Here is a 16659-nt window from a genome sequence, read left to right on the forward strand (position 1 = left end):
GTCGCATGGTTGCCACGGTCACCAACGTGATCGGCCTAACAGCGGTAGCCAAAGAAGGGCCAATCAGGACAGCTCCGACAGTACGGCCTGGCTGGTCGCCCGCTCGGAAACCTGCTGCGTCGCCTGGGACTCACGGAGCGCGGCGGACGCCACGATCACCGCCTCGTCACGCTTGCCGACGGCGGCGAGCGCACGCGCCAACGCCCTCCCGGCATGGACCCGGCTACGGACGTCCTCACCCGGCGCCGCGACCGCGCGCCGCGACCACTCCAGCGCCTCCTCGTGGCGGCCCGCCGCGAGCAGCGCCTCCGCGTAGCAGGCGACCGCCTGCCGGCGCGGGAACAGCAGCGACGGCCCCTCCGCCGACGCCGCCACGTCCCGCAACAGGTCGACGGCCGCCGGCGCGTCCCCGGCCGCCAGGCGGGCGTTGGCCAGCAGTACCCGCGGGCCGACGTGGGCCGCCTCGAGCACGTCGTGCGGCTCGACGACGGCGAGCACCGCCCGGGCGTCCGCCTCCGCGGCGGCCGCGTCACCCTGCTCGACCGAGACAAACCCACGGATCGTACGGGCCATGCCGATCAGCAGCGGATGGCCGGCCTTCTCCCCGTACTCCAGCGCGTCGGTGAGCAGGTCGATCGCGTGGGACTGTTCACCGAGCCCACGCGCGATGACTCCGCGTACGACCAGCGCGAGGCCGCGCCCCCAGTCGTCGTCTGCCGCCGCGAAGTCCCGGTAGGACCGGCGGGCCTCCCGATCGGCCTCCGCCAACTCGCCCAACTCGGCCGCCGCGAACGCCTCGACCGAGCGCAGGGTGCCGACCGCCCAGGCCTCGCCCACGCGCTCACCGAACGGCAGGAACACCCGGGCCAGCCGGCGCGACTCACCCAGCCGCCCGGCAAGCATGCGTACGAACGCCGTCGTGCCGCGCAGCCACGCCCGGCCGACCGGGTCACCGATCTCGGCGAAGCGCCGGGCCGACCGGCCGAGCGCGAGATCCGCGCCGGCGAAGTCCCCGCGGGTCGTGAAGACCCAGGCCAGGTTCTGCAGCGACCAGGCCTGGCTGCGCCGGTCACCGGTCTCGACGGCGACCTGGTACGCCGCGGCGAACCGCTCGCCGGCCTCCGCCAACCGCCCGGACAGGTAGTCGGCCATCCCCAGGCGGCGCATCGCCTCGGCGCGCTCGACCGGCCGGTTGGCCGCGGTCGCCGCGTCGAGCGCCTCCTGCCAGGTGACGTACGCCCGCTGCGGTTCACCCATCATCCGGTACGCCCGACCGGCGAGCAGCAGAGCGCCGGCCCGGACGCCCAGCTCGTCCTCCGCGTTGGCGGCGATCTTCTCGGCGTACCCGAGCGCGTCGGCGGCCCGCCCGACCTGGAGCAGCGCACGGGCGTGGATGAGCCGGTCGGCCGGGGACAGCGTGCCGCCGGCCAGCGCCGCGGCCCGTTCGGCGTGCGCCGCGGCCTGGGACGGCTCACCGCTGACGAGCGCCTGCCGGGCCAGCCTGCCGAGCACGGCGACGCCGAGCGGGGCGACCGACCGTACGGCCGCGTCGCTGCGCAGCCCGACCGCGTCGGCGAGGGTCGTCACGCGCTCGGCGTGCTCGGCGACGAACGCGTCCGCAGCCTCTGCCGTCATGCCCACCCGGCCCGGCCGGGGCCGGCCGGGCTCGGGTCGCGCGGACGGCGCCGGGTCGGCCGCCCACCGGGCGAGCAGCGCATGCCGCTCCGCCAGGTCGGCCTTTCCGACGCCCGCGTACGCGGCCTCGCGCAGCAGCGGCGTCGCGAACGCGTACCCGCCCTTGACCTTGCGCAGCATGCGCCGTTGCAGCAGTTCCTCGACCGCCCGGGTCAGCTCCACGGCCGCCACGGCGGACGGCCGGCCGTCGGGCCGGCCCGCCCGTAACGCCTCGAGGGCCCCGGCGGGCACGGTGTCGCCGACCACGGCCGCGTCGCGCAGCACCGCGCGGGCATGCGGCGGCAGCGCGTCGATACGCGCCGCGAGAACCGCGGCGAGGTCCCGGGAGAGCAGGCGGCCGCCGAGCGAGCCGGGCGCGAGCCGCCAGGCCGAACCGGTGTTGGTCAGCAGCCCCCGCTCCTGCAGCAGCGCCACGAGTTCGGCGAGGTAGAACGGGTTGCCCTGGGCGGTGGCGAGCAGCCGGTCCTCGTCGGCCTGCGCCAGCCGGCCGTTTCCGAGGTAGTTGGTGAGCAGGCGGGCGGCGTCCGCACCGCGCAGCGGCAGCAGCGCGGTCACCTCCGCGTCGGCGAGCCGGTTGAGGATACCGGCGGTACGCATCAACTCGGGCCGTCCGAGCAGCAGCACGAGTACGGGGCCCGACAGCCCCGACAACGTGACGCCGAGCGCGTCGACGGTGTCCGGGGTCGCGTCGTGCAGGTCGTCGACCACGATCAGCAGCGGCTCCTCGGCCGCGAGGGCCGACAGCAGGTCGGCCACCGCAGCCGGGATCGCTTCAAGGTCGAGATCGTCGATCGGGCCGGCGCTGGCACCCCAGCCGCCACGGGTGCCCGCGGGCCCGGCCCACGCGGCCCGGTCGGCCGGGCCGCCCGGCTCCGAGCGCCCGGCCTCGCCGTACCCGATGAGCGTCAGCAGCAGGTCGGTGGCGAGCCGGGGTGGCTCCCCTGTTCCTGAGGAGGGCGCCCCTGTACCGGTATGGACCGAAAGAGAGGCGCCATCCTCAGCAAGAGGGGTAGTCGACCGCCGGCTGCGAGCCTGGCGCGCCAGCCGCTGGCCGAGGCGGCGCAGTCGCTCCTCGGCCTGCTCCCGGGTGGTCGGCGAGTCGCTCGGCAGGCCGATCGCGGCCCGTACGAGGTCGGCCAGGGGCGCCAGGCGCCGGCGCTCGCCGAACGCGGCGCAGTGCACCGAGAGCACCCGGGCGCCCGTACTGGGCGCGAAGCCGGCGACCTGGTAACCGGTGGCGAAGCGCTCCACCTCGGCGGCGAACCGGGTCTTCCCCAGACCCGCCTCACCGGTCATGATCAAGATTCGGGACTCTTGCCGGTCCACGACTTCGGCCAGCCGACCGGCGACGCGGCCGAGCTCGGTCTCCCGGCCCACGAACGGCGCCTCGTCCCCCAAACCGGACCGGGTGCCAGGCGCGTCGAGCAGGCCGAGCAGTTCGTACGCCTCGACCGGCTCCCGCTTGCCCTTCAGCCGCAGGGGGCGCAGGGTACGCCAGGACGCCACCCGCCGGGTCGCCGCCGCGGTGACGGAACCGGCGTAGACAGCGCCGACTGCCGCCGCGTCGGCCAGCCTCGCCGCGGTGTTCACGGTGTCACCGATGACGGTGTACTCCAGCGCGGCCTGCACCCCCGCGACGACCGCACCGGTGTTCAGGCCCACGCGCAACCCGAGCGGGGCGCCGCCACCGCGCTCGTCGTCGAGTACCCGCCGGACCGCCCGCTGCATCGACAGCGCGGCGCGGACCGCGCGCTCGGCGTCGTCCTCGTGCGCGACCGGCGCACCGAAGACGGCCATGATCCCGTCGCCGGTGAGCTTGTCGACGTGCCCGCCGAAGGTCTTGACCGAGCCGGCGAGGGCCGCCAGCACCCGGTCGGTGACCGCACCGACCCGCTCCGGGTCGACGTCCTCGGCCCACGCGGTGAAGTCGGACAGGTCACCGAAGAGAACGGTGACGATCCGGCGCTCCGCGGCCGGCAGGGTTGCGGCGGCCGGTAACGCCGAGCCGCAGTTGTGACAGAACCGCCCGCCGGGGACGGCGACGGTTCCGCACACGGGACAGGTCACGCTTCGTCCAACTCCCGGGACGACGAATGTGATTCCCGTCCCTGCTCACTTTCGATGTACGCCAATTGTGCCCGGACCGACAACTCGGCCGCGGGCCACAACACCGGGTCGACCTCGGCATAGACGACCTGTACGAGCTCTTCGGCCGTCCGCGCGCCGGCCGACCGCGCCGCCCGTACCTGCTCCAGGCGGGCCAGCCGGTGCTCCAGGTAGTACGCCGCAGCAGCCGAGCAGTCGGCGAGCGCCGGCCCATGGCCGGGCAGTGCGGGTACCGGGCCCTGGGCCTGCAGCCGGCGCAGGCTGCCGAGGTAGTCACCGAGATCGCCGTCGGGCCAGGCCACGACGGTGGTGCCGCGCCCGAGGACGGTGTCGCCGGTGAAGACGACGTCCCGGACCCGGTAGCTGACCGAGTCACGGGTGTGGCCGGGCGTCAGGATCACCTCGAGGCCGGCGATCTCCCCGCCCGGCCGGCTCGGCAGCGGGTCGGCCCCGATGCAGTGCTCCGCATCGAGCCCGACCACCGGAACCCCGCCGAGCAGCTCGGACAGGCGCGCCGCGCCGTCGGTGTGGTCGGCGTGGCCGTGGGTGAGCAGGATGGTGTCGATCGGCGCACAGTCCGCGATCGCGGCCAGATGGCCCTCGTCGGCCGGGCCCGGATCGATGACCACGCGGTGTTCCGGGAGGACCCAGGTGTTCGTACCGTCGAGGGTCATCGGTCCCGGATTGGGTGCGCGCAGCAGCGTGACCCAGCCGGGCAGCCCGTCGAGCAGCGCCGCCGTGGGCGCGGTCACATGGGTCACCATGCTCAGGATGGTACGGCGACGACCGCCGTTTCCGTCCCAGGGTCATTCATAAGTCGTACATAAAGGCAGATATCGCAGCTATCCACCGGCTCGGGAAGCCCTTGACGCAGCGTTCGCCAATTGCTGCGCTGTGTGTACCAACGTCCCCGAGTCCCCCCAGGGGTGCGTGTTGAGGCCTGACGTCGTCGCCGCCTTCCTGAGCGGTGCCGTACTCGCGTCCATCGCCACCGGAACGGCCGTCTACCTCGTCCGGCGGGAACGGCGCGGCGCCCGCTCGGCCATCTCCGACCTCCGCGCCGACTGCCTGGACCCCCTCGCCGAGCACCTGCTCGGCCTGACCGAGGAGCAACGCGGGAACGCCCACCGCGTCGATCAGGTACGCACCGGGCTGACCGACGTGCAGCAGAAGATCGACGAACTGAACCGGCGCTTCCTCGCGGTCCGCACCGAGCTCCGTCGGCTGCAGGACGACGCGTTCGCCGCCCGGTACCGACGCCACCTCGACCTTCCCGACGCCGGCCTGCTGAAAGGCGCGGTGTTCGCCCCGGATCCGGTTGCCGCCGACCGGATCCTCACGAAGTACCTACGGGCCGCCCGCGCCCTCCAACTGCAGACCACGCTGCTGACCGCGGCCGACGGCGGGCGGCACGTACGGCTGTGGCTATGCCGGCGCAGCGCCGGTGACGCCCCGCAAGACGTCGACCGGCGCGTCCACGACGCCATCGCGGAGGTACAGGCCTGGCACGGCGACGTGGCCGGCCACTGGCGGGCCGCCACGCCGCCGGTACGCGCCCTCGCCGACACCATCGCGCTGCTCGGTGCGGAGGACGAGGCCTTCCTGCAGCTCGGCCGGGCGGTCTTCGTCAACGCCGGGGCCCGGCTGGGCGTGGCGATCTTGACCGACCGCGATCTGGCGTACCTGGAGGAGCACCTCGACCTGGTGACCTCGCCCGGCCGGGCGCTGGCGCGGATGCGGACCGCGATGCGGGGCCGCTACCTCGACCTCACCCCGACGCTGCGCGCGCTGGCCGGCTCGCCAGGCAGCTCGACCTCAGCCGACCTCGAAGATCGCCTCGACCTCGACGGGCGCCCCCAGCGGTAGCTCGGCCACGCCAACGGCGCTCCGCGCGTGCCGCCCGGCCTCCCCGAACACAGCCCCGAACAGTTCGCTGGCACCGTTGATCACTCCCGGCTGCCCGGTGAACCCCTCGGCGGAAGCGACGAAGCCGACCACCTTGACGACCTTGACCACTCGCTCGATGCCGACCAGCGAATCGACCGCTGCGAGCGCGTTGAGAGCGCACTGCCGGGCCAGTTCGGCAGCCCGCTCCGGGGCGACCTCGGCGCCGACCTTGCCGGTGGCCAGCAACTGCCCCTCGGCCATCGGTAGCTGGCCGGAGACGTAGACGTGGTTGCCCGACTGCACGGCCGGCACGTACGCCGCCACCGGAGGCACCACGGCGGGCAGCTTCAGGCCCAGCTCGGCGAGCTTGTCGCGCGCGTTCATACGATCACCTCGCTGCGCTCGGCGATGCGTTCGCGACGCACTGAGCCACTGATTCGCTCACTCATCACGCCCCCTCGCGCGGCCGCTTGAGGTACGCGACGAGCTGGTCGGGGTTCGGGCCCGGCACGACGGCGACCAACTCCCAGCCGTCCTCGCCCCAGTTGTCCAGAATCTGCTTGGTCGCGTGGACCAGCAGCGGCACGGTGGCGTATTCCCACTTCTGCATCGCTAGAGGGCTCCCTGGCTCAAGGGTGTCTACGCCTGCCAGCCTAGAGGCTGCGCAGAGCACAGACCGCGAGAGTGGGCCAGTAATTGGATCTACATCGGGTCGGAATGCGCAAGATCCCGACAACATGCACCCAACGGCGGTCACCGCTCGATGGCGGAGCGACCTACGCTTGATCGCGGCCACATCCGGACCGGCGCTGGGACCGTGCGCGCCCCACCCAAGCATCGAACATGTGTTTTAATTCACGGGATCGGACGTCGGTGAACGCGGGTCCGACCAGCGGCGCGGGCTCATGGGATGGGGAGGGTCGATGGTGGCGGTGCAGGCGTACCGATTCGCACTGGACCTGACTCCGGCGCAGGAGCGGGCGGCGTGGGCACACGCAGGGGCAGCCCGGGTGGCCCACAACTGGTCGCTGGCCCGGCTGGGGCGGCTGAAATTGCACGAACCTTGCACTTGGAAGTGCGTCATGAAAGGTAACGGGAGGACATGAGCCAGCCGCCTGGATACCCGCCCTCGCCCGAGGAACCGCCCTCGCCCGAGGAACCGCAACACCAGCCGGCGCCGCAGTCACCGCCGCCCGCGGTGCCGGCCGCGCCCGAGGCGCCGGCAGCACCCGAGCCACCGGCAGCACCCGAGCCACCGGCAGCGCCCGAGGCACCGGACACGTCCACGGCCGCGCGGCGCCGCCGCCGGACCCTGGTGATCACCTCCATCGTCCTCGCCGTGGTACTCCTGCTGTGCGGTGGCGGCGGCACGACGGCGTACTTCTTGATCAAGCGCGTGAACGGCACCGGCACGACCACCCCCGCGGCGGCGGTCGAAGGCTTCCTCGCCGCCGTGTTCCGCGAGCACGACGTGGAGAAGGCGAACACGTTCGTCTGCGCCGAATCCCGCAACAAGGCGGCCCTGAGCAAGAAGATCGACGAGCTGCGCTCCTTCGAGCAGAAGTACAAGTCGCCCCGGTACAGCTGGCCGACGCCGAGCGTGCAGTCGCGCAAGGACAAGACGGCCACCCTGACCGTCCCCGTCAAGATCACAACCGCTGATGAGCGGGTGGCCGAGAAGCGGCTGAAGTTCGTGGCGGTCGACGAGTCCGGCTGGTGGGTATGCGAAGTCGGTGACGCGGGATAGCTACGCTCGGATCGTGGCTGCACAAGAGCACGCCGGCTGGCCGGCACGCCTGCACGTGGTGACCGGCAAGGGCGGCACCGGGAAGACGACCGTCGCCGCGGCCCTCGCGATCGCGCTGGCGACCGGTGGCCGTCGGGTCCTGCTCGTCGAGGTCGAAGGCCGGCAGGGCATCGCCCAGCTGTTCGAACTACCGCCCCTGCCGTACGAGGAGCGGGTGGTCGCCGCCGCCCCGGGCGGCGGCGAGGTGCGGGCGCTCGCCATCGACGCCGAGAAGGCGCTGCTGGAGTACCTCGACATGTTCTACCGGTTGGGGGTGGCCGGCCGAGCGCTGCAGAAGATGGGCGCCATCGACTTCGCCGCCACGATCGCGCCGGGCATGCGCGACGTCCTGCTCACCGGGAAGGTCAAGGAGGCCGTCACCCGTGCGGTGGACGGGCGCCGAGTGTACGACGCAGTAGTCGTCGACGCACCGCCCACCGGCCGGATCGGGCGCTTCCTGAACGTGACGGCGGAGACCGCCCGGCTGGCGAAGGTCGGGCCGATCAAGTCGCAGAGCGAGGGGGTCTCGGCCATCCTCCGGTCGCCGATGACCGCCGTGCACGTCGTCACGCTGCTCGAGGAGATGCCGGTACAGGAGACCGCCGACGCGATCGAGGAACTGCGCGGACTGGACATCCCGATCGGGTCGGTGATCGTCAACGCCACCCGGGAGCCGATGCTCGACGGCGTACGGGTCAGCCAGGCCGAGATCCGCCGCGGGCTGATCGAGGCCGGCCTCCCAGCGGACCGGGACACGGTCGCCGGCCTCGTGACCGAGGCCAAGGCGTACCAGACGCGCCTCGGCGTCGAAGCCGCCCTGCGTGACGAACTGGCAGCGCTGGGCCGCCCGGTGGTGGAGCTGCCCGCCCTGGCCGACGGGGTCACCCGGGAGGGCCTTGACGCGCTCGCCCGCGTGCTGCTGAACGAGGGCTGACGGTGTGACAAGGGGCGCTCTGCCCGACGGACCTGGTCAGTTCGCCCGTACCGCCGGATAGGCTCGCAGCGTGCTGTCCGACCACGATGATCGATTGGGAAGCCCTCAGCTGGACGTCGACGCACTCTTGGCCGACCCCGGGATTCGCATCGTCGTATGCTGCGGCGCCGGCGGCGTAGGTAAGACCACGACCGCGGCGGCGCTCGCGCTGCGCGCCGCCGAGCAGCACGGACGGCGTACGGTCGTGCTCACCATCGACCCGGCCCGCCGGCTGGCCCAGTCGATGGGGCTGACCGCGCTGGACAACACGCCCAGGCAGGTCAAGGGCGTCGACGCCGACAGCGGCGAACTCCACGCCATGATGCTGGACATGAAGCGGACCTTCGACGAGGTCGTGTTCGCGCACACCGACGCGGAAAAGGCCGAGGAGATTCTCGCTAACCCCTTCTACCAGGCCATGAGCTCCACGTTCTCCGGCACGCAGGAGTACATGGCGATGGAGAAACTGGGCCAGTTGCGCGCCCGCGGCGAGTGGGATCTCATCGTGGTCGACACCCCGCCGTCTCGGTCGGCGCTCGACTTCCTCGACGCGCCCGCCCGGCTGTCCCGCTTCCTCGACGGCCGGATGATCCGGATGCTGCTCGCCCCGGCCCGGGCCGGCGGCCGGGGCATGTTCAAGCTGGCGTCGGCATCCTTCGGCGTGTTCAGCCGGGCGGTGACGAAGGTTCTCGGTTCGCAACTGCTGACCGACGTGTCGACGTTCGTGACCGCGCTCGACTCGATGTTCGGCGGCTTCCGGGAGCGGGCCGAGCGCACGTACCGGATCCTGCAGAACAAGGAGACGGCGTTCCTCGTCGTCGCCGCGCCCGAGCCGGACGCGATCCGGGAGGCCGCCTACTTCGCCGACCGACTCGACAGCGAGCAGATGCCACTGGCCGGTCTGGTGCTCAACCGGGTGACGACCGTAGCCGCCCCCGCAATCAACGCCGGGAGCGCCCGGGCCGCTGCGGTACGGCTCGACGAGGTCGACGGGCACGGCGTGACGGCGGATGCGATGCGGGTACACGCCACCCTGGTTGAGCAGCGCGCGCGACAGGCCGCCGTCGCCGACCGGTTCGTCTCGGCGTATCCGGACGTCCCCGTGGTGGAGGTGCCGGTGCAGGCGGCCGACGTTCACGACCTCGACGGGCTGCGGGCGATCGGCGGGTCGTTGACCGCCCCGCGACCCGCTGACGTCTGAGGGAAACCCGCCCCCTCACCGCGACGAGCAGACGAGGTCGGGCGCGGTCATCCCCGTGACCGCGCCCGCCCGTGGTTTCGGCGTCAGCCCGCCGCCACCAACTCCTTCTCGCCGTCCAATAGCCTGGTCTCCTTGACCATGGCGGCCTCGAACGTCTTACGCCAGTTCGTCACCTGCGGATTGCGGCGCAGCAGGGCCCGCCGCTCCCGCTCGGTCATGCCGCCCCAGACACCGAACTCGATGCGGTTGTCGAGCGCGTCAGCCAGGCACTCGTTGCGCACCGGGCAGCCCCGGCAGATCCGCTTCGCGACGTTCTGCTCGGCACCCTGGACGAACAGCGCGTCCGGGTCGCCATTTCGGCAAGCCGCCATGCTCGGCCAGTCGACGACCATCGCCATCTCGTACGTCCCCCCTTGAAAGGCCCCCCCGGGCCTCTAACACCCAAACGGTTGCGCGGCCCTCATCGGCGCGTATCGTGGCCCCACACCGCAACCCGCCAACTCCGACATCAACCGCGAACCGCCCACCGCCATCGATGACTGCTCCCTCCAGGCCCGAAGGGATTCGCATCCACCGATCATGATGCTCTGTAGTCACACAATTACGCAACGTTGTGTGCCATAGACTAAGCCCGCTATTGGGCGGTGCCAAACATGCTAAACGGGACTTATCCCCTCTAGACCCCCATCCACCACCGAAACGGGTCACCCAAACCGTCACACATTCTGACCGACCGACGGACACTGACAGCACACTCGCCGTCACGGTTAGAGTCATCCGTCTATCACAACGAGGCCACGTTCTGAAAGGACGCGGTCTATTGCATTCTCCCGTACCCTGTGCCCGTGACATGGATGCGCAAGCGGGACCATGGTGTTCTCACCAATACAGCATCATTGCTCGTCTGCGGCCTCCTCGCAGGCATCGTGGTCGCTGCCGCGGCCTTTCCGGTCGTCGCCGTCTCCGGTCTAGCCGCAAAGGCCAGCGCGGATGCCTTCGATAACCTGCCGACGCAGTTGGTCGAACTGCCTCCACCGCAGATCTCGTACGTCTACGCCTCGGACGCCAAGACGCTGCTCGCCATGTTCTACGACGAGAACCGGCGCGACGTCCACCTCGCCGACATCGCCCCGGTGATGTATCAAGCGATCGTCGCCGCTGAGGACTCCCGCTTCTACGAGCACCACGGCGTGGACATGAAGGGCGTCGCCCGGGCCGCCGTCGCCAACCGCAACTCCTCCGGTCAGGTGTCGCAGGGCGCATCCACTCTGACGATGCAGTACGTGCGGCAAGCCCTGGCGTACTCGGCTCGCACGAACGAGGAGATCGTCGCCGCGACCGAGCAGACGCCGGCGCGCAAGCTGCGCGAGATGAGGTTCGCGCTCGCCATCGAGAAGAAGTACAACAAGCAGCAGATCCTGGAGCGGTACCTCAACATCTCCAGCTTCGGCCACGGCGCCTACGGCATCTACGCCGCGAGCCAGGTCTACTTCGGCAAGGAGCCCAAAAACCTCACGTTGGGCGAGGCTGCGCTGCTCGCCGGCCTGGTCAAGGCGCCGACCGCGTACGACCCGGCCGACCCGACCGATCCCGAGAAGCGCGCCGCGGCGCTGAACCGCCGCGAGTACGTGCTGCGCCAGATGGTCACCTTGAAGTACATCACCCAGCAGCAGGCCGACGAGGCGAAGTCCGCCGAGCTCAAGATCGTCGGACAGCGCTCGCCGGAGGGCTGCGCCTCGATGCCGCGCGCGGACCTCGGCGCCGGTTTCTTCTGCGACTACCTCTATCGGTGGTGGCTGGAGCAGCGCGACTTCGGCGTGGACCCGTATCAGCGGGAGAACAAGCTCCGCAGCGGCGGATACAAGATCATCAGTTCGTTCGACCTCGGCACACAGACGGCGATGCGCAAGAACGTCGAGAGTTCACTCGCCACGGGCAGCCCGTACGCGTTGATGGTGGCCGCGGTCGAGCCCGGCACCGGCAAGGTGCTCGGTCTCGCGACCAACCGCACCTTCAGCAACGACCAGAGCGGCAACGGGGCCAACACCAACCCGAACAAGCAGGGCCAGAAAGGCAACTACCCCAATACGACCGCTCCCCTGCTGACCGGCGGCGGCGACATCGTCGGCTACCAGGCCGGCTCGACGTTCAAGATGTTCACGATGGTCGCGGCCCTGGAAAAGGGCATGACGCTCGACTACACCATCAACAGCACCTCGCCGTACAAGTCAAAGTACATTGTGGACTCTAACGGCGAGGCAGCGTGCAAGGGCACGTCCTTCTACTGCCCGGTCAACGCGACTCCGAGCTGGATGAACGGCCCACGCAACATGTGGACCGGCTTCGGGCGCTCGGTCAACACCTACTTCGTGCCACTGCAGGAGCGCGCGGGCGCGGAGAACGCGGTCGACGTGGCCAAGCGCCTGGGCATCCAGTTCCGGGCGCGCAGCAACGACCCCCGCTACCCCACCGACTACGAGTTCGCCAACAACCCCGACCTGACCCGCTCCTGGGGGCCGTTCACGCTCGGGGTGAGCGCCACTACCCCGCTGGACCTGGCCAACGCGTACGCCACCCTGGCTGCCGACGGGAAGTACTGCGCGCCGACCCCGGTGGCGGAGATCCGCGACATGGACGACAACAAGCTGGACCTGGCGAAGCCGCAGTGCCGCCAGGTTGTCGATCCGGACGTGGCCCGCGCGGCGGTGGACGCGGCGCGCTGCCCGCTCGGCGACCAGTCCGCGTTCGGCCGCTGCGACCAGGGCACAGCCAGCGAGGTACGGGGGATCGTGGGGCGCCCGGTGGCCGGTAAAACCGGTACCACCGACGGTGACAAGACGGCGTCGCTCGTCGCGGTGACCAAGCAGATCGCGATGGCCGGCATCCTGGGCGACCCCGACTGGCCGCTGACCAACCGGCTCGATGCCGTCCTCGGCGATCCGCACAAGTTCGTGAACAAGGCGGTGCAGTACGGGCTGCGCGACGCGATGGCCCCCAAGCCGGCGATCAACTTCACCCCGCCGAGCAGGCAGATCGCGTTCGGCAAGGGCACTGGCAACTCGTCCAATTCAGGTGCCGGCAACTCCGCGACCAACTCGGGCCAGGGCGGTGGCGAGAGCCAGCCCGGCGGCGGAAGCAGCCCCGGTACCGTGGCTCCGACCGCCGCTCCGTCACGCGGCCAGTCCGCACGCTGCCAGCTCTTCCCTGCCCTATGCCAACGGGGCTAGGCCGACGCGCCGAAACGTGATGGGGGTGGGTCAAGGTGACCCACCCCCGGTTTTTGAGGTCTGCCGTGAGCGGCTGATACGACGACGGCTCAGACGGCCAACTGCCGGCGCACCTCGGCAGCGACCCTGCCGCCCTCGGCCCGTCCGGCTACCGCGGCCTGGGCCGCCTTCATGGCCGGCCCCATCCCCTTGGGCCCCGCGAAGTCCCCGGCGGCGAGCGCCGTCGCGACGATGTCCGCCAACTCCTGATCCGACAACTGGGACGGCAAGTACCGGTCGAGAATCTCCTCCTCGGCGCGCTCCTTGTCGGCCTGCTCGGTGCGGCCGGCGTCGGCGAACGCGGTGGCCGCCTCCCGACGCTTCTTGGCCTCCTTGGTCAGTACGGCCAGCACCTCGTCGTCGGCGAGCTCCCGGGCGGAGGCGCCGGCCACCTCGGCGGCTCGAACAGCGGCGATCGCCATCCGCAGCGTCGATGTCACCAGCTCGTCACGCGCCTTCATCGCGGCGCGTAGATCATCTTCCAACCGTCCCTTGAGCGTCATAACTAAGAAAGCTACCGAAGCCGGGTTGCAACTGCCGCCCGATAATCTGGCAGGCATGGCCAAGCGATCTACTTTCCGCCGCGTGGCAGTGGGCACCACCGTGCTCGGCGCCGCCACGCTCGCGTACGCCTCGCTCGTCGAGCGCAACCTGTTCACGCTGCGCCGCTTCGACGTGCCGGTACTCGCCCCGGACGCGGAACCGCTGCGGATCCTGCACCTGTCCGACCTGCACCTGACTCCCGGGCAGCACAGAAAGCAGCGTTGGGTCGCCGAACTGGCCGCCACCGACCCCGACCTGGTCGTGGTGACCGGCGACAATATGGCCCATGTCGATGCGGTGCCGGCCGTGCTCCGATCCTTCGGGCCACTGTTCGACCGGCCCGGCGCGTTCGTGTTCGGCTCCAACGACTACCGGGGGCCGGTGCTGAAGAACCCCTTCTCGTACTTGCAGCGCGACCGGGAGTACGTGCAGGGTGCGGCGCTGCCGGCCGAGGAGTTGCGGGATGCGCTCACCGGGGCCGGCTGGGTCGACCTGAACAACGCGCGTACCACGATCAAGGCCGGCGGCCGCGCCATCGAACTGGTCGGCGTCGACGATCCGCACGTCGGACGCGACGACTATCCGGCGGTGGCCGGCCCGGCCGACCCGACGGCGGACGTACGCATCGCCCTGACGCACTCACCGGAACCGCCGGTCCTCAACGCGATGGCCGCCGACGGGTTCGACCTGATCCTTGCCGGGCACACCCACGGGGGCCAGGTGTGCGTGCCCTTTGTGGGCGCGCTGGTCACCAACTGCGGACTGGATCGGCGAATGGCCAAGGGGCTGCGCCGCTGGCCCGGCTCGGACGCGCTGCTGCACGTGTCGGCCGGGTTGGGTACCCATCCGACGGCGCCGGTCCGCTTCGCCTGCCCGCCTGAGGCTTCGGTGCTCACGTTGATTCCACGATGAGCACTGATCCACTCACTTCACCTGTCATCCGCCGCTGGCCCCGGCGCACCGCCTACGGGCTGGCGGGCCTCGCCCTGCTGGTCCCGACCAGTACCGCCAGCGCCGGTTGGTACTTCGCCAACCAGGTCGTCGACGCCCGGCCGCGGGAGTACCCCCTCGAAGTCCGGGGTTTCGACGGCGAACTGGTGACGTTGACCCGCACCGAGGACACCGAACTCGACGTGCCCTACGCGCTGCTCTGGCCGACCGGGCACGGCCGGCTCGGTTCGGTCGTACGCGTGGACCGGGGCACCGTCGTCCGCCATGTGGACGAGATCACCCGGGGCACGCTGCAGGCCGGGGTTCGGGCAGCCACCAGCAGCGCGGTCTTCGACGGGGATCCGCTGACCGCGCGAGGCCTGAACTTCGACGAGGTGACGGTGCCCGGCGAGCTGGGCCCACTGCCCGCGTGGCTGATCCCCGGCACGTCGTCGACCTGGGCGATCGCCGTGCACGGGCGGGGCGGGACCAGGGCCGAGGCGCTGCGCGCGCTGCCGACGCTGGCCGAGCTCGGGGCGCCGACGCTGGTCATCACGTACCGCAACGACGAGGGCGCGCCACCCAGCCCGGACCGCCGCTACCACCTGGGCGGGACCGAGTGGCACGACGTGGCGGCCGCCATCCGGTACGCGCGCTCACACGGCGCCTCGGACGTCATCCTGTACGGCTGGTCCATGGGCGGGGCGGCGACGATGATGGCGCTCCGGCACGCCCCGGAAGCCGACTCGGTACGGGCCGTCGTCATGGACTGCCCGGCGCTGGACTGGACGTCGACGCTGCGCCTCAACGGCCGGCGGCGCAACCTCCCGCCGCCGCTGATCTGGGCCGCGATGCGGCTGGTGGAGCAGCGCATCGGCGCCCCGCTGGCCGAGCTCAACCAGGTACGCCACGCCGGCTCGCTGCGCGTACCGACGCTGATCTTCCTCGACGGCGACGACCTGGTCGTCGACCCGGAGCCGACCCGGCATTTCGCCCGGTTACGCCCTAACCTGGTGCGACTGGTGGAGACCGGGGGCGGCGGACACACCCGATCATGGAACGTGGAGCCGGCCCGGTACGAGGCTGAACTGGCCGGTTTTCTGCGGAACGTTCTCGACCGGTGATACCCCGAGTTGCTCGTGGCGCTCAGTAAGCTACTATTGCTCGGCACGCCGGGGTGTAGCGCAGCTTGGTAGCGCGCTTCGTTCGGGACGAAGAGGTCGTCGGTTCAAATCCGGCCACCCCGACAGAGCAGTACGAGAAGGGCCCCTCTCCGGAGGGGCCCTTCTCGTACTGCCAGGTCGCTCAGCGTCGACCCTGAGCGATCATTCCGACGCCCGGGTCAACCGCTGGATCTCAGCGTCGGTCAGCCGTAGCTGCGCCACCCCGAGCAGGTCGGGCAACTGCTCCACGGTACGGGCGCTGGCCAGGGGCGCGACCACGGTCGGCTGGGCGGCGAGCCATGCCAGCGCGACGGTCGCCACCGCCGTGTCGTGCGCCGCGGCCACCTCGTCCAGGGCTGCGAGCACCCGGCGACCCCGCTCGTCGAGGTAGGCGGCGGCACCGCTGGCACGCGGACTGTCCCCAGCGGCGCCGTCCCGGTACTTGCCGGTGAGGAAGCCGCTGGCCAGGGCGTAGTACGGCACGACCGACAGGCCCTCACGAGCGGCGAGTCCGGCGATGCTTCCCTCGAATCTGTCGCGCTCCACCAGGTTGTAGTGCGGCTGGAGCGCGACGATCCGGGGCAGGCCCCCGGCGTCAGTGATCTTCAGCCACTCCGCCAGCCGCTCTGCGGTGTAGTTGGACGCGGCGATGTAGCGCACCTTGCCCTCGCGTACCAGCTCGCCGAAGGCGGAGACGGTCTCCTCCAGCGGCGTGTCCGGGTCGTCGAAGTGCGCGTAGTACAGGTCGACATGGTCGGTCTGCAGCCGGCGCAGAGACGCGTCGATGGCCCGTCGAATTGTGGGCCGCGACAGCCCCTTCGCCTCGGGATGCTGGCTGACCTTCGTGGCCACCACCATCTGGTCGCGGTTGCCCCGAGCCGCCATCCAGCGGCCGATGATGGTCTCGGACTCGCCGCCGGAGTTGCCCGGCACCCACGCGGAGTAGCTGTCGGCGGTGTCGATGAAGTTTCCGCCGGCCTGCGCGTACGCGTCGAGCACGGCGAACGACTGCTCCTCGTCCGCCGTCCAGCCGAATACGTTGCCGCCCAGGGCGAGGGGGAAGACTTCCAGGTCCGTGTTGTTGATGCGCGGCATGCGGTGGGACCCTC

15 protein-coding genes and 1 tRNA gene are annotated in these 16659 nt (G+C 71.0%); 9 read left to right on the forward strand and 7 right to left on the reverse strand.

Annotated features, from left to right (window positions below):
• Positions 1-63 precede the first annotated feature (63 nt).
• On the reverse strand, positions 64-3762 hold the full coding sequence (locus HC028_RS04485; protein ID WP_168073113.1) for an adenylate/guanylate cyclase domain-containing protein: 3699 nt from the start codon (positions 3760-3762) through the stop codon (positions 64-66).
• Positions 3759-4565: an MBL fold metallo-hydrolase gene (locus HC028_RS04490; RefSeq protein WP_168073115.1), complete on the reverse strand. Its 807-nt coding sequence runs from the start codon at positions 4563-4565 to the stop codon at positions 3759-3761. Before HC028_RS04490 ends, HC028_RS04485 begins: the two co-directional genes overlap by 4 nt.
• A gap of 169 nt (positions 4566-4734) precedes the next feature.
• On the opposite strand from HC028_RS04490, the gene HC028_RS04495 reads away from it, so the two are divergent.
• Positions 4735-5667: a hypothetical protein gene (locus HC028_RS04495; RefSeq protein ID WP_168073117.1), complete on the forward strand. Its 933-nt coding sequence runs from the start codon at positions 4735-4737 to the stop codon at positions 5665-5667.
• Here HC028_RS04495 and HC028_RS04500 read toward each other — a convergent pair.
• Both HC028_RS04500 and HC028_RS04505 read right to left on the reverse strand, forming a co-directional pair.
• Entirely contained in the window at positions 5617-6072 is a 456-nt protein-coding gene (locus HC028_RS04500) for a RidA family protein (protein ID WP_168073128.1), read from the reverse strand. The two genes, HC028_RS04495 and HC028_RS04500, sit on opposite strands and share 51 nt — an antisense overlap.
• Before the next feature lie 64 nt (positions 6073-6136).
• Positions 6137-6298, reverse strand: coding sequence for a Sp36 family protein (locus tag HC028_RS04505; RefSeq protein WP_168073130.1), 162 nt, complete (start codon positions 6296-6298; stop codon positions 6137-6139).
• 313 nt (positions 6299-6611) lie between these two features.
• On the opposite strand from HC028_RS04505, the gene HC028_RS26975 reads away from it, so the two are divergent.
• The 4 genes from HC028_RS26975 to bagB all read left to right on the forward strand — a co-directional run bounded on the left by HC028_RS26975 (position 6612) and on the right by bagB (position 9648).
• Positions 6612-6794, forward strand: a complete 183-nt coding sequence (locus HC028_RS26975) for a helix-turn-helix domain-containing protein (RefSeq protein WP_203981304.1) — start codon at positions 6612-6614, stop codon at positions 6792-6794.
• Entirely contained in the window at positions 6791-7435 is a 645-nt protein-coding gene (locus HC028_RS04515) for an Rv0361 family membrane protein (protein WP_168073132.1), read from the forward strand. The genes HC028_RS26975 and HC028_RS04515 overlap by 4 nt, the downstream gene beginning before the upstream one ends.
• 10 nt (positions 7436-7445) lie before the next feature.
• On the forward strand, positions 7446-8408 hold the full coding sequence (gene bagA / locus HC028_RS04520) for an ATPase BagA (RefSeq protein WP_168073414.1): 963 nt from the start codon (positions 7446-7448) through the stop codon (positions 8406-8408).
• Between the two features lie 94 nt (positions 8409-8502).
• A complete protein-coding gene (bagB, locus tag HC028_RS04525) occupies positions 8503-9648 on the forward strand; it encodes an ArsA family ATPase (RefSeq protein WP_168073134.1) in 1146 nt (381 codons plus the stop codon).
• A gap of 83 nt (positions 9649-9731) precedes the next feature.
• On the opposite strand, the gene HC028_RS04530 is transcribed toward bagB, so the two are convergent.
• Entirely contained in the window at positions 9732-10046 is a 315-nt protein-coding gene (locus tag HC028_RS04530; RefSeq protein WP_168073136.1) for a WhiB family transcriptional regulator, read from the reverse strand.
• Positions 10047-10502: 456 nt separating this feature from the next.
• Here HC028_RS04530 and HC028_RS04535 point away from each other — a divergent pair, with 456 nt between their 5' ends.
• A complete protein-coding gene (locus tag HC028_RS04535; protein ID WP_168073417.1) occupies positions 10503-12875 on the forward strand; it encodes a transglycosylase domain-containing protein in 2373 nt (790 codons plus the stop codon).
• Positions 12876-12964: 89 nt separating this feature from the next.
• Here the strand turns inward: HC028_RS04535 and HC028_RS04540 are convergent, their stop codons facing one another.
• Complete coding sequence (locus tag HC028_RS04540; RefSeq protein WP_239075435.1) at positions 12965-13417, reverse strand: GatB/YqeY domain-containing protein; 453 nt, start codon at positions 13415-13417, stop codon at positions 12965-12967.
• Between the two features lie 55 nt (positions 13418-13472).
• Here HC028_RS04540 and HC028_RS04545 point away from each other — a divergent pair, with 55 nt between their 5' ends.
• The 3 genes from HC028_RS04545 to HC028_RS04555 all read left to right on the forward strand — a co-directional run bounded on the left by HC028_RS04545 (position 13473) and on the right by HC028_RS04555 (position 15634).
• Complete coding sequence (locus HC028_RS04545) at positions 13473-14369, forward strand: metallophosphoesterase (RefSeq protein ID WP_168073140.1); 897 nt, start codon at positions 13473-13475, stop codon at positions 14367-14369.
• Positions 14366-15511, forward strand: a complete 1146-nt coding sequence (locus HC028_RS04550; RefSeq protein WP_168073142.1) for an alpha/beta hydrolase family protein — start codon at positions 14366-14368, stop codon at positions 15509-15511. Before HC028_RS04545 ends, HC028_RS04550 begins: the two co-directional genes overlap by 4 nt.
• Positions 15512-15560: 49 nt before the next feature.
• A tRNA-Pro gene (locus tag HC028_RS04555) sits at positions 15561-15634 on the forward strand.
• 78 nt (positions 15635-15712) lie between these two features.
• Here HC028_RS04555 and HC028_RS04560 read toward each other — a convergent pair.
• Positions 15713-16645, reverse strand: a complete 933-nt coding sequence (locus tag HC028_RS04560) for an aldo/keto reductase (protein ID WP_168073144.1) — start codon at positions 16643-16645, stop codon at positions 15713-15715.
• Between the last annotated feature and the right edge of the window lie 14 nt (positions 16646-16659).

This window comes from Planosporangium flavigriseum, from assembly GCF_011947225.1.
Lineage (GTDB): Bacteria > Actinomycetota > Actinomycetes > Mycobacteriales > Micromonosporaceae > Planosporangium > Planosporangium flavigriseum.